At 63.3% G+C, this 13,086-nt stretch carries 10 protein-coding genes; 6 read left to right on the forward strand and 4 right to left on the reverse strand.

The features are described 5' to 3' along the window. Positions 1–3: 3 nt before the first annotated feature. On the reverse strand, positions 4–465 hold the full coding sequence (locus ACMCNO_RS25975; protein WP_412752059.1) for a single-stranded DNA-binding protein: 462 nt from the start codon (positions 463–465) through the stop codon (positions 4–6). 68 nt (positions 466–533) lie between these two features. Then, complete coding sequence (locus ACMCNO_RS25980; RefSeq protein WP_412752060.1) at positions 534–1,391, reverse strand: hypothetical protein; 858 nt, start codon at positions 1,389–1,391, stop codon at positions 534–536. A gap of 569 nt (positions 1,392–1,960) precedes the next feature. Between ACMCNO_RS25980 and ACMCNO_RS25985 the strand changes: the two genes are divergently transcribed. Genes ACMCNO_RS25985 through ACMCNO_RS25995 form a run of 3 tightly spaced genes read left to right on the forward strand, consistent with a single transcriptional unit; the run spans position 1,961 to position 5,175 of the window. Next, positions 1,961–3,643 (forward strand): helix-turn-helix transcriptional regulator, encoded by a 1,683-nt coding sequence (locus ACMCNO_RS25985; protein ID WP_412752061.1) that lies wholly within the window; start codon positions 1,961–1,963, stop codon positions 3,641–3,643. A gap of 22 nt (positions 3,644–3,665) precedes the next feature. Next, positions 3,666–4,655, forward strand: coding sequence for an asparaginase (locus tag ACMCNO_RS25990; RefSeq protein WP_412752062.1), 990 nt, complete (start codon positions 3,666–3,668; stop codon positions 4,653–4,655). Between the two features lie 43 nt (positions 4,656–4,698). After that, entirely contained in the window at positions 4,699–5,175 is a 477-nt protein-coding gene (locus tag ACMCNO_RS25995) for a PPC domain-containing DNA-binding protein (RefSeq protein WP_412752063.1), read from the forward strand. An 811-nt stretch (positions 5,176–5,986) separates the two neighbouring features. Here ACMCNO_RS25995 and ACMCNO_RS26000 read toward each other — a convergent pair. Further along, positions 5,987–6,508, reverse strand: a complete 522-nt coding sequence (locus ACMCNO_RS26000) for a hypothetical protein (protein ID WP_412752064.1) — start codon at positions 6,506–6,508, stop codon at positions 5,987–5,989. Positions 6,509–6,654: 146 nt separating this feature from the next. Between ACMCNO_RS26000 and ACMCNO_RS26005 the strand changes: the two genes are divergently transcribed. The 3 genes from ACMCNO_RS26005 (at position 6,655) to ACMCNO_RS26015 (ending at position 11,834) form a co-directional block, all read left to right on the forward strand. Continuing rightward, the gene (locus tag ACMCNO_RS26005) at positions 6,655–6,987 is read left to right on the forward strand and encodes a hypothetical protein (RefSeq protein WP_412752065.1); all 333 of its coding nucleotides are present in this window, start codon (positions 6,655–6,657) and stop codon (positions 6,985–6,987) included. Between the two features lie 471 nt (positions 6,988–7,458). Then, positions 7,459–9,300, forward strand: a complete 1,842-nt coding sequence (locus ACMCNO_RS26010; protein WP_412752066.1) for a site-specific DNA-methyltransferase — start codon at positions 7,459–7,461, stop codon at positions 9,298–9,300. Beyond that, positions 9,297–11,834 carry a DEAD/DEAH box helicase gene (locus ACMCNO_RS26015; RefSeq protein WP_412752067.1) on the forward strand — a complete coding sequence of 846 codons (2,538 nt, stop codon included), beginning with the start codon at positions 9,297–9,299 and terminating at the stop codon, positions 11,832–11,834. Before ACMCNO_RS26010 ends, ACMCNO_RS26015 begins: the two co-directional genes overlap by 4 nt. A gap of 291 nt (positions 11,835–12,125) precedes the next feature. Here ACMCNO_RS26015 and ACMCNO_RS26020 read toward each other — a convergent pair whose 3' ends face one another. Beyond that, positions 12,126–12,620: a hypothetical protein gene (locus tag ACMCNO_RS26020; protein WP_412752068.1), complete on the reverse strand. Its 495-nt coding sequence runs from the start codon at positions 12,618–12,620 to the stop codon at positions 12,126–12,128. Between the last annotated feature and the right edge of the window lie 466 nt (positions 12,621–13,086).

Below are 13,086 nucleotides of genomic sequence, written 5' to 3' on the forward strand. Positions count from 1 at the left end.
CGGTCACCCCACCGACGTCGTGGTCGGGGCGGGGCTGGCGGCGTTCCAGGCGTCGTCGGGCACGTCGGCCGGGGTGAACCCGTCACCGCCGTTCTTGGTGCGGGTCATCCGGTTGACCTTGACCTGCGCCCAGCGCAGGCTGGGGCCGACCTCGTCGACGTCCAGGCCGTACGCGGAACGCTTCTCGCCCAGCTCGGTCTCCCACCGCGACAACTTCAGCCGGCCGGTGACGATCACCCGGGTGCCCTTGGTCAACGACTCCGCGATGTGCTCGGCCATGTCCCGCCAGGCGGTGCAGGTCAGGAACAGCGGGTCGCCGTCCTTCCACTGCCCCGTCTGCCGATCCAATGTGCGCGGGGTGGAGGCGACGGTGAACTTCACCATCCCGGTGCCGTTCTCCAGGAACCGCAGTTCCGGGTCGGCGACCATGTTCCCGACCACCGTGACCTGAGTTTCGTTCGCCATCTCGATTCACTCCTCTACTGGTGATGGCGCATGCTGGGACAGGACATCCGGCACCACGTGCTCGGCGGTCATCGGCGACCACCACGCGGTTCGGGAGCCGGAGGTTCAGGAATGTCGGCCAGTTCCAGACCGACCGGCGGCATGCCCGGCGACACCGGCACCTCCGCCAGGTACTTCTCCCGCAAACCGGGGATCAGGAGGACCAGCGGCGATTCGACGCGGCCCGCGAGCGGGTCACGGCGAGCGACATCGACACGGAGCAGGGCCGCGTACCGGTCCGAGGCGGGCAGGATCCGGACCTGTTTGGCCCAGCACGCCACCGCGATCCGGCCCGCCTTGCCGTCCAGGTCCGCCAGTTCCAGACCCGGCCGCAGCCACAGCCACACCCGCTCACCGGCCGGCGTCGGCCGCGACCACAACACCAGCGGCAACGAGCCCGGCCGGACACCACCTGCGCCCCGCACGATCCCGGCGAAACACAGCCGCAGCCGATGCCGCACTACCGGCACCCAGGACCACATGGCCAGCAACCGGCGCACCGGCCCGACGACCACGGCCAGCGCAGGAACCAACACCACGACCGCCAGGGCCACCCAGCGGCCTGCCAGGTGAGCGACGGTCACCGGGCCGCCGACCACGAGGGCAGCAGACGCGATCTCGAACGACCACCACCACAGCACCCGCAGCACCGGCCACACCCGAACCAGCACGCCAGCAAGCACGCCGCAGGCCAGCCCTGCCAACGCACCCAACGCCACCGCCAGCAGCAGCGGGCAGAACACCGACAACACCGCAGTCACCACGGCATCGACTGCGACTCCGACCACCGCCACCGTGACTCGCGCCTTGCGCGCGTACCACTGCGATACCGGCGTCTCCACGATCGTGATCGCGCCTACTGGGCGGTCGCGGAACAGGCTTGCCATTCTTTCCTCCCTCCTGTTGCGCAACTTAGTTGCGCAACACTGTATCGATACCTCTCCGGGTTGCGCAAGCGGGTTGCGATACCCTTCGTTTGTGGTTGATCCCCGAGACGGCCTAGCCGCTGCGACTAGGCGCTACGGACGGACAGAGGCTGCCCACGAGGAAGCCCGCCAAGCGGTGATCGACGCTGTGATCGCCGCACTGCGCGCCGGCCTCGGCCCATCGGAGGTGGAACGCCTCTCGCCGTTCACTGGTGCGTACATTCGGAAGATTGCACGTGAGCACGGCATCCCGCCGGCCGCTCCCGGGCCGAAGCGCGACGGCGCACGATCCGCTCGACGCACCGCCAGCGACTAGATTCCGGCGAGAGAGTGCCACCGGCGAGCCTCCGCCTGTCCGCATCAGTGCCATCCCTCCCCGCAAAGAGTTTCGAACCGTCGTTGATCGATGCACACTCCTAGTTGACGCCGCACAGCCATCGATTGCCATAGAGTCATGTGGACAACACCGCAGGCCACGAGATGTCCGCATCGCAGTGGGGGTGACGCGATTGGGCCAGGAACCGCGAGACTTGTCGCCGCATCTGTCGCCGCGCCACTTCTTCGGCGCGGAGCTGCGGCATTGGCGAAGGCTGCATGGCCTTTCGCAGGATGACCTTGGTCTTATGGTTCATGCCAGCGGTGACATGATCGGCAAGATCGAGAAAGCCGAGCGCTGGCCGACAAGCGAGCTGGCCCAGACATGCGACGTCGCGCTTGCGACCAGTGGGGCCCTGGCGCGCCTGTGGCCTCTGGTCGAAGCACAGCGCCACGGCGCCCGTGGCCGTGCCGGGACTTCGGATGCGGACAACTTCGGCGGCCATGCGGACAACGCGTCAGACGACCGCCTGGAGCCCTTCCCGGCCGGGAAGATGACTCTTCGGGTCGATGAGGAGGGCAACGTGTGGGCGCAGGTGAACCGAAGGACCCTCCTTCTTGGCAGCATGGCGGGCGTCCTCGGGCAGGTCGTCAGCGCACCACGCGACGGCGCGGCGGCCGCTCAGCAAGCCCCGGTGCCAGCGGGCGAGGATCAGTTCAACTTCGCGGACTACGTGGCCCGCAACTTCTCGGGCGTGCGGCTATCCCGCCCGGTCCCGGACTACGGCGTCGATTGGACGGTGCTCCTGCCCGGTGGCCGGGCCTTGCCGGGCTGCGGGGTCTCTGTACAGGTGCACCCGGCCCGCGTCCTCGACAAGAAGGTGCGGGCCACAATCGACGATGTTGCCCGCACGAACGGCTTTGCGCGCCGAGCCGAGAGGAAGATGATGGTCGGCGCAGACACCGACGGGGACTCACCTCGGTACTTTCTTCTCGACGCGCGTGATCTACGTGATCACCGGCCGAACGCCAAAGAGGTTTCCATTCCGTCGGCCTACGAGCTGGACGACCTGACGTATGGACTGCTGTGGGCCGCATCGAACCTCGATGACGCGTTGCAGGCCGACGATCAGGCCCTCGAAGAGACGCGCGCTGATCTCGCCGCCTACGAACGTCTGTCAACGTCAGCGGTCAGCCGGGAGGCGGCGCCGGGTCTCACCGAAGTAGGTCACATGTGGCTCGGATCAGACTTCTGCGCCCGCCACATCCTGCGTGCACTTCCCACCCTTCCCCAGGTGCCTACCTTCTGGACCCGCGAACAACGCGGCGAGGAAGCCAGCGCATGGCTGCTGTTCGACCACAAGTATCGGTACCTACAGCAGACGACTCAGCTGCTGGGCGCATCTGCTGTTCGCGCCTTCTGCATTCCTGAGCATGCAGTTCGCGAGTCCCCACGGTACGAGCGAATCCTTCTCTTTCTCGCTATCGCGCTGATGGAATCGTTCGGCATCGAAGTCCGCGTCACTACTGACGAGGAGTACGACAGCATCGAGGGTTTCGTCGTCGCCCCCAACGAGCAAGCGATCATCGCGAACTGGGTACGTGGCGACGGCATGTGGCACGTCGACGTCACCGGACGCACGACCGTCGTTCGCCGATTTACCGAGGTCGCGGGAGACGTCTCCGCCCACTCGGTCATTGACGGTGCGAGCCCGGTAATGCGGCTCCAGGCCCTGGCGCACTACCTTGAGCTGGACTGGGCATGGCTCACTCGCCGATGTGGGCAGCTCGGCCAGCACGGATCCACACGACTGGTACGAACACGAAGCCACCTGGTGTCACCCGCCGGGCTGGACACCGCCTGCAGCTACGTTGGCTCCTTGTCGACGAGTCGTTGAACCAGCCCGAAGGGAACACGTAGTGACGTCACGGCAGCATGCCCGGATAGCCCTGTACTCGCTGGGCGGGACCATCGCCATGACCCCGCAGGCCAGCGGGGGAGTGGCCCCGGCTCTGTCTGCCAGGGAGCTGCTGTCCGCCGTACCCGGCCTCGCTGAGACCGGCATCGAGGTCGACGTTCACGACTTCCGCCGCCTGCCGGGCGCGTCGCTGAGCTTCGGCGATCTTCGGGCACTCGCCACCGATATCAAAGCGCGAGTGGCCGACGGAGTGGACGGCATCGTCGTGACCCAAGGCACGGACACGATCGAGGAAACCGCGTTCCTGCTCGACCTGCTACACACCGGTGACGCCCCGCTCGTCATCACCGGCGCCATGCGCAGCGCGACCGCCGCCGGCGCGGACGGCCCGGCGAACCTGCTCGCCTCACTGCGCACCGCGGCCAATCGGAAGGCCCGCGGCCTGGGCTGCCTGGTTGTGTTCGCCGACGAGATCCATGCCGCCAGGTACGTGCGCAAGACCCACGCCAGCAGCATCACCGCGTTCACTTCGCAGCCCGGACCGATCGGCTATCTCGTTGAGGGCCAGGTCCACGTCCCGCTGCGCCCCGCCCGCGGCCCCCAGCTCGCCGACGCCCAACTGGATTCGCCGCCCGGAGTAGCTGTCGTGCCCGCCGTGCTGGGCGACGACGGCAGGGTGCTGGCCGCCGTCGCCGGACAGGTCGACGGACTAGTCGTGGGGGGATTCGGGGTCGGGCACGTTCCCGCCGCCTGGGTGCCCATCCTGGCGGATGCCGCCGCCCGGGTGCCGGTCGTGCTGACGTCCCGCGCTGGCACCGGATCCGTACACGCCAGCACCTACGGGTTCGCCGGGTCCGAGCGTGACCTGCTGGACCGTGGTCTCATCTCGGCCGGCTCATTGGACACCTACAAGGCCCGCATCTTGCTGACCCTGCTGCTGGCCGGCAAGGCCGAACGCGCCGAGATCGTCGCCGCATTTGGCCTCTACTAGGCCGCGCCGCCGTGACGCCATCCGATCCAACCCAGGAGACCTCTTGCGCAGCTCCGAGCTGACCATCGGCCGTACCTTCGGCGTGACCTTCGACCACGGCGAAGACTTCTTTCCCACTCTTGCAGCGTTCTGCAAGGCCGAGGGGATCCGGCACGGCTACATACCGATGTTCCTCGCCGCGTTCGCCGAAGCCGCCATCGTCGGCACGTGCGACAAGCTAGAAGACCCCAACGCTCCGGTATGGAGTCGTGTCCATCTGACAAACGTCGAGGCATTCGGATGCGGAACCCTCGCTTACGATCCCGAACAAGACACGATCACCCCGCATGTCCACACGACGCTGGGAGAGAAGGCGCGATCCGCAACCGGGCATACCAGCCACCTGCTTGAAGCGCGGGTCCAGTTTCTCGTCGAGATGCTGGTCGTCGAGGTTCTGAGTCCGACCATGACTCGGCCAACCCATCCCGAGCTTTACAACGTTCCGCTGCTCACTTTTGGGACCGAGGTGCGGGCAGAATAGCCTCGCCTCCTGGTCGTCTGGTGTTCCGCTTCTCGTTAGTCCCCGAGCTAGGCACCCGCCGGCCGAGTCAACGGGGCCGGCTCAGGCTCGAACAGGCCACCAACTGTCGTGATGTCGCCGTTGGACGCTGTGAACAGTCGTGCGTAGCTCATGGCTAGGTGTGCCAGCGCGCACAACAGGGAGCAATCGGGCATTACTGACTGTCTGCTGACGCTCTGTCCTGTCACGGGACATCACGAACAACATCATGATGTTGATCGATGATGTTGACCGATCAAGTACCTGACATGGGTCCATCACCGTCAGGGGAGCCGTCAGTGAAACTCGCACGGGTTGCCCTCGCTGTTGTGGTCGCAACTTCGGGACCTGTCGCATCATCCCCGGCATCAGCAGCTCCGAAGGGCCAGCTACCGGCCAACTCGTTCTGCGTGGTTCGCAAGGGCTGCGTCGATCGAGACAACTTCGGCCGCCGACGCGGGTCAGTGGTCCGTGGAGCAACCTACCGCGCCACACGGACGTCGTCCGGATACGTGCATCTCTACGACGACGGCCCGTCCACGACCATCTGGGCCTCGCGCGAGCGCACGAAGAAGGTGCCACGCGGAGGCGCTGCGCGCTCGTGCTCGGTGAAGATCCCGCGATGGGTCGATCACGTCGAGGTCTACGGCGCAAAGTGGGTTCGCATAGCCTGAGCAGGCGAGGCATTAGCCGACGACCCGTGCGCTTCCGCGGTCATTCCTAGACCCAGTCCGCGATATTCGTCCGAGCAAGCCGACTACCGTTGGCGTTGCTGGCCTCCATGGCGATGCCTTCAGTGACGACAGGCCGTGTGGCCACGGACGTAGGTACCGTCGCGGCGGGTGTAACCATTGACCCACCAACAATTCCCACCGCCGTTGTTGTTATCGACACCGTCACGGCGACAGGCCGTGTGGCCACGGACGTAGGTACCATCGCGGCGGGTGTAACCGTTGACCCACCAACAATTCCCACCGCCGTTGTTGTTATCGATACCGTCACCCGGAAGGTTGGGGACCGGAGGAGTGGTAACAGGAGGAGTGGTTACCGGAGGGCTGGCAGCCGTGGCATTGGCACGTTCTGTCCCCTTTGCCGCGGGAATGGCGGTGGACGGCGATGGCTCAGCCGGCGTGGTGACATCGACGTCGGGCTTGTTGTCGCTGAGAATGACGGCGAGTGCGACGCCGCCGCAGCAGAAGCAGGCGTAGCAGAAAACGAGAACGCTAAACACGGCCAGCACGACGGTGTTCATACGTGACCGACTGCTACGGCCGTCGTCGGGCGGTTGCTGCCATGCCGCGGGAAGCGTGGTCATCGCCATACGGTGGCCCTTGAGGGCAGGGTTGTCGATGGGGTGTTAGTGCCGTGTCCGGAGCGATCGGATGATCAGCTATCAGCGCGTGGCGTCTGCGCAACCCGTCAGTCAGCCTGTGAACAAGACGAGCCCCGACCGTCCCCTCAGTGCTGCGCACTCTCCCGAACCCGCTGACTCCCGCCCAGGTCGCCCGGATCCCCAACGCCCGACCTGCTGGCCCCGCCCCGGCACCCGCTGCCGGGCCGCTGCGCGTGGATCGTCGGGTCAGCTGCCGCGGCAGCGTCAGCATCGCCCGGCAGAAGATCCAGGTCGGGATCGGCCACGCCGGCCAGACCGTCACCATCGAGGAAGCCGACACCACGTTCCGCGTCTACCTCGGCGAACAACTGCTCACCGAGGTCGTCCGCACCACCACCCACACCATCGCCCGGTTCAAAGCCCGCAAGCCGGAACCGCCGCGTCGACGGCATGGGGAATAACACGGGAGCCTGGCCCGACTCGAACGGTGCAGCCATCCTTGGGTTCAGTGACGCGCGGTTACCCGGAATCCCGCGCGTTGGGCAGGCCTGACGATCAACTGTAGGGCAACCAGACGGAGCCGACGCATGAGTTAGCCTCCGACTCAGTGGCAACAACTTTCTAGTCGGGCGTGTCGCCCAGGTCCTGATACCAATCTGTCGCCCAGGTCATGAGACCGGACATCGGGCATTACTGACGATGGCTCCACTTGCCTAAGCGCGAGGGCGTGCAGAACGAGCAGTGATCGAATGAACGGACCCCCGCTCCGGCCGAATCATCGACATTATTCGAATGCTCGATGGAGTGTAACCCAGTTGCCAACTCATGGACGAGGCGTTTGTACCGGTAGAGCCCGGGGCTGAACCGTGACGTGGAAGCTGGTGCGCGGCCATCCGCCCCCGACTGATGCAGCCTAGTCGAGAAGGATGTACGTGACTCAGCAGACAGTTGACACGGAAGGCCACGCTCAGCGCCTTGAACTCGGGTGGCCGAACAAGGAGAAGTTCCTCCTTGTTCCCAAAGACGACACCGGCAAGCCTGTCTGGGTTGACCGGAACCACCCCGCTTCTTCCGAGGTTCGGCTTACGGACTTCATTGACTCGTACGGCGAAACCAACGAGCAGAATCCGTACGCCGACAACCTGCTTTTCGTCGGTGACAGCCTTGATGCGCTACGCGTCCTTGCCGAAGTACCCGAGTACCGCCGTGAATACCGGGGCAAGGTGAAGCTCATATACATCGACCCGCCGTTCAATACTGGGCAAGCATTCGACCACTACGATGACTGGATGGAGCATTCCACGTGGTTATCTTTCATGCGTGATCGACTCCTGCTGATGAAGGAATTGCTTGCATCCGACGGGTCCATATGGGTTCACCTAGATGATGCTGAGCAACACAGGATGAGATGCCTGATGGACGAGATATTCGGGGCTGACAAATTTGTCGGAACCGTCGTTTGGCAAAAAAAGTACTCCAGGGACAACCGACCTGCAGTCGGCACCGTTCACGACTACATCACCGTCTATTCGATGAATGGGCCGACAGGATGGAAAGCCGTTCGCAATCGCGTTCCGCGCACCGCAGCCAAGGAGTACCGCAACCCGAACGATGATCCAAATGGGCCTTGGCGGCCAATCCCATTGGATGTGCAGGGAGGCCATGCCACCGCAAGCCAGTTCTACGACGTGGTTACCCCGTCAGGGAAGACTGTGCGCCCTAAGAACGGTCGGGCATGGTCCGTTACGGAACCAGTCATGAACGCCATGCGCTCACGCGGCGAGCTGTATTTTGGCCTCAAGGGTGACGGAATGCCCAACACTATCAAATATCTCAAAGATGACGAAGGACTCGTTCCGTGGACTTGGTGGCCTCACGAAGAAGTCGGAAACAACGATGACGCGAAGAAGGAGATCATAAGCCTTTTCGGGGAGGGGAACGTTTTTGATACCCCAAAGCCGGAGCGACTCATACAGCGAATCATCCATATCGGATCCAATGCAGGCGAGATTGTTCTTGATGTCTTCGGCGGGTCCGGAACGACGGCTGCTGTCGCCCACAAAATGGGGCGTCGCTGGGTAACAAGTGAGATTAGCGAGCAAAACGCAGCTTCGTTCATCAAGCCACGGCTAATGAAGGTAATTGACGGTGTCGACGGTACCGGCATCAGTCTTCAGGAGTCGACCCAGCTGGTCGATGAAGCACTTACCGGGCACATCAAGACGGACGACGCCAAGGCTCTGGTTCGGAATCTTGCCACGGTATTTAACAACACGACGCTCGATACGTTGAGCGCAGCATCGGCAAGCGCATTGTTGAAAGAATTACGGCGGCGACTGAAGGTTGTCGCAACCGATGCGAGCGTGCGGTCAGGGGGCGGATTCCGGACAATATCCATTGCTCCGTCAATGTACGAGCCAACCCAACTCGGGGTGATGCTCTCCGAATGGGCGACGAATGGGAGGTTCTCGCGAGCCGTAGCGGGCCAGTTGGGCTTCGACTGGAAGCCCGATAACCCATTTTGTGGCGTTCGCGGGCGGATGCGTCTGGCGGTAATTGATGGCACGGTGGGCGCGGAGGAGGTCCGCCAAATCGTCGGAGCGTTCGGCGAGAGGGAGCGCGTCATGATCATTGCCAAGGTTGTTCTGCCGGGAGCTGAGGAAGCACTGGCAGAGTTGTCCAAGGGGTCTCGCATCAAGAAGGCGCCCCGCGACTTGCTGTCGGATGCAATGAAGCGTCGTAAGCGTTTGCTCAGAGTTGGAGTGCCCCAGTGATTATCGAATACGACGAAACGCTCGTTGAGCAGGTTGCACATATGCTAGACATGCGGCTGCCAAATCAGCAGGCGTTGGACGCGCTAGCCAGGGCACTCGACACCTCTGTCCCAGGATCAGAATTCATCGCGGACCTTGCCACCGGGGTTGGAAAGACATACATCGCCGGGGGTTTGCTCGACTACCTCTACCTGTCAGGCGTGCGGAACGTCGTCATCGTCACCCCTGGATCTACGATCCTACGGAAGACCATCGACAACCTCACTCCTGGACACCGCAAGTATCTTCGCGGTCTGCAGTCTAACCCGTTGGTCATCACGCTCGACTCACTTGAGCGAGGCGAGGTCGGCGCCGCGTTGGAGGACGAGAACAGGTTCAAGGTGTTCGTCTTTACGGTCCAGTCGCTGCTGCGCCCAGACTCTGCTGAGGCCCGTCGGGCGCACCGGCCGCACGAGACACTTGGGCAGGCGCTTTATACCTATCTCACAGCATGTGAAGACCTTGTAGTGGTTGCGGATGAGCATCACATTTACTATTCGGGAAACGCCAAGAAGTTCCAGGCCGCTATCGACGACATGCGCCCAATGGCACTCGTGGGTCTGACCGCTACCCCGCACCCGTCTACCTTGGACAAGCGCGTGTACCACTACCCCCTTTCGGGCGCCATTGCTGACGGCTACGTGAAGATCCCAGTCCTAGTGTCGCGCTCGGACGGTATCAAGGATAAGCGCACTCAACTTGCAGACGGGCTGACGCTGCTTGACGCAAAGCGGGAGGCAATGCGGGCGTACTGTCGCCAAACCCACAAGTCTTATAGCGAGCCCATATTCTTTCTGGTCACCTCGGACATCGACGAGGCCAACGAGTACGTCGATATGCTCGCGGGGCAAGACATGCTCGGAGAGCGATCGCAGATCCTTTTGGTCACGTGTGAGGAACCGGACAAAGCACTAAGTAAGCTTGACACTCTTGAAAACCCAGATTCGAATATTCGCGCCGTCGTCTCAGTGTCAATGCTCAAGGAAGGTTGGGATGTCAAGAATATCTACGTAATCTCATCGGTACGCTCGATGGAGTCCCAGTTGTTGACCGAACAAATCCTGGGCCGCGGCCTGCGGCTCCCATTCGGCTCCCGTACTGGAAATCCGATGCTTGACGCGGTCGAGGTCCTGTCGCATAACTCATTCTCCGCACTTTTACGGCAAGCAAGGGTTCTTTTGGAGGAGACTCTCGGCGATCGTGTTGATGAGGCAGAGGTAGTGGTGAACCAACCCCGTGGTCGCCATGTCAGCGGCGTTCCTATCCAGCAGGGTGGCGAACTCCCCCAAGGGGACTACTCGCAGGCAGAGTCAGTGGATATCCGGCTTCCGCGGCCGGCTGCAATTGACCACGATCAAGTGGCGTTGTTCGAGTTAGGAGAGCCAACCGACGCTCCGGCTGCAACGCATACGAGCTTGTCGCTCGCAACACTTGGTTCGAGAGTCGCCACCGCTAGGGAGACGTCCGCGATCCTGAGCCGCACCCTTACTGCGCGCGAACCCGGAGGTGTTCGGGTGCCGTTGTTCCTGCCGACCGTGGTGTTGTCGTGGCATCGAGACCCCTTTTCGCTTGGCCAGGTGAACCTGGATTCCGTGGAATCCCTCGGTCGCATGTTCGCGGACGATAACGCGCCTACCTTGACAAGGAAAGCTCTCGACGCTGAACGGGACGAAATGGGCCAAACCCGGGTCGTTATCCACGACGCTGCGGGCACGGTTATCGCAACCCAGTTGAGGATTGCATTTGACAGCATCGAGACGGACCTTGTATCCCGGCTCATGGCGACAAACGCGGTTGAAGCTACCGTCGCAGAGATGAATGCCGCCATCGCTGTCGCGCGAGCGTTTCTACACGGCGCCGGAATCACCGAGGAAACCCCGTGGCGTGCCGAACACGGGCGGCTCGCAACCACCAGACTTGTCGAATGGATCAACACGCAGCGGACTTCGAGCCCTGCGCGTGAAGTCAGGAGCGTCGAACTCGTACGCTGGCCCGAACCGCCGACCCGTGTAGAAGCCCGGCCTCCAGCGGACCGGCACATCGTAACCAAACGAGCAGACTTCGAACGCTGGTATCCGTATGCAGGCTGGGAAAAGGCCGTCTACGAGATTAACGACTTCGACGCATACTCCACCGAGTTCCTTCTTGCGACACTCTTCGAACGGGACGGTGCGGTAAAAGCTTGGGTGCGTATCGAGGAAACCGTCCCAATCCGCATTACCTACCTTATGGGAGCGGTACAGAAGATCTACGAGCCGGACTTCATAGTCATCGACAGCGAAGGTATCCACTGGATCGTCGAAGGTAAGGCAGACTCTGAGATGACGTCCCAGACTGTCCTTGCAAAACGGGACGCTGCCAGGGCCTGGGTTAGCACCGTAAACGCTGAGGAAATCGTCCACCAGAGGTGGGGATATCTTCTCGCCTCCGAATCAGTTATCGCCTCGGCGTCGACGTGGGGCGGTCTCAAGGCTGGAGGACAGGTCTTCCAGTAGCAAACTGTTTGGTTCCAGCGCTGACTGTCGGGGGCTTGGCTTTGACGAAGTCCAGTAGGGAAGCCTCGAACTCGTACAGAAATTTCGAACAGGGAAACTGTGCGTGAGAAGTTTCTATACGTCTTCAAGGGCGGCCCTGCGGGCCGCCGCGCGGGCCACTTCGGCCGGCCGTCCGCGCCTTGCCGCTTCGCTCCCGGCGCGGACCGGCGGTGGCCACCGCGACACCGGCGGACACGCCGAAGCCCCGGCCATTCTCATACCGAGTTGGCCGGGGCGATACTGCCGTTGGGCTCAATTCACGACGATGTTGTCGTGCAAGTTGTCGGTTGCGTCGGCGCCGGCGTTGTCGATGAGAATCGGCTCCCTAATGGCGCTCGGGTCCACCGTCGGTGCGCACAGCGGCGCTAGCTGACCGTATTGCCGCATCTGCGGCAAGCCGACCCAGTTGCATGGCACGGCCCCCACGCCGCCGCCGGACCACGACACAAGCGCTCCTCGAACCGGCTCGCCGTGACACGTGACTGTGAAGTCGGCGGTTACCCGCGACACCGTGGTGAAGCCGATCTGACGACTCCGGTCATGATCCGTTGTGAACGCTTCGTGGACCTGGTCGAGGCCGGGCTTGGTCGCCGTGGGTCCGAGGACCTGGTCAGTCCGACTTCCGAGGGACGACTGCAGCACGGTGAGCCACCGGGACGGGGCAACGCCGTCGACGATGTGAGGCTTCAGCGGCCGATCCAAGACATCCCGCAGCTTGCCGTTGTCGAAGACGGCCGCGCTGGTCACTTGGTCCTGGGTCCGGATGTTCGACCAGACCACCGTGCCTGCCGAGGGCATGCAATCGGACACCGCAGCCGAGGGCCGCGCCACTGGTGAGGCAGTAGCGAGGGCCGTGCCCGCGTCGGGGCGCGAGCGGCTGGTGTCTGCTGGGGCGCCTGGGGAAGGAGCACATCCCGTGCTGGTTGCCACAGCAGCCAGCACGGCAGTTGCTAAAGCGGTCCGAGCGACCAGGCGTCGCTCCGCAGTTCCTTGTCCGGCTACCTTCACCTGTGCCATGTCGGCCGTCGCGGTGCTGACGTGAGCGCAACGATCGAATACCTCGTGCCTCCATTGCCGCTGCCAGCCGGCAGGCGTAGATGTGCCTCCGGCGGGTAGGGCCTCCGGCCCTACGACCCGGGACAAGCCTCCGGCGGCCGGGGCTCCGCCCCGAGACCCGGGCGACTCCGGGATGCCCAGCGGAGACCAGCTCCCC

The organism is Krasilnikovia sp. M28-CT-15, from assembly GCF_047159595.1.
In the GTDB taxonomy this organism is placed as follows: Bacteria; Actinomycetota; Actinomycetes; order Mycobacteriales; family Micromonosporaceae; genus Actinoplanes.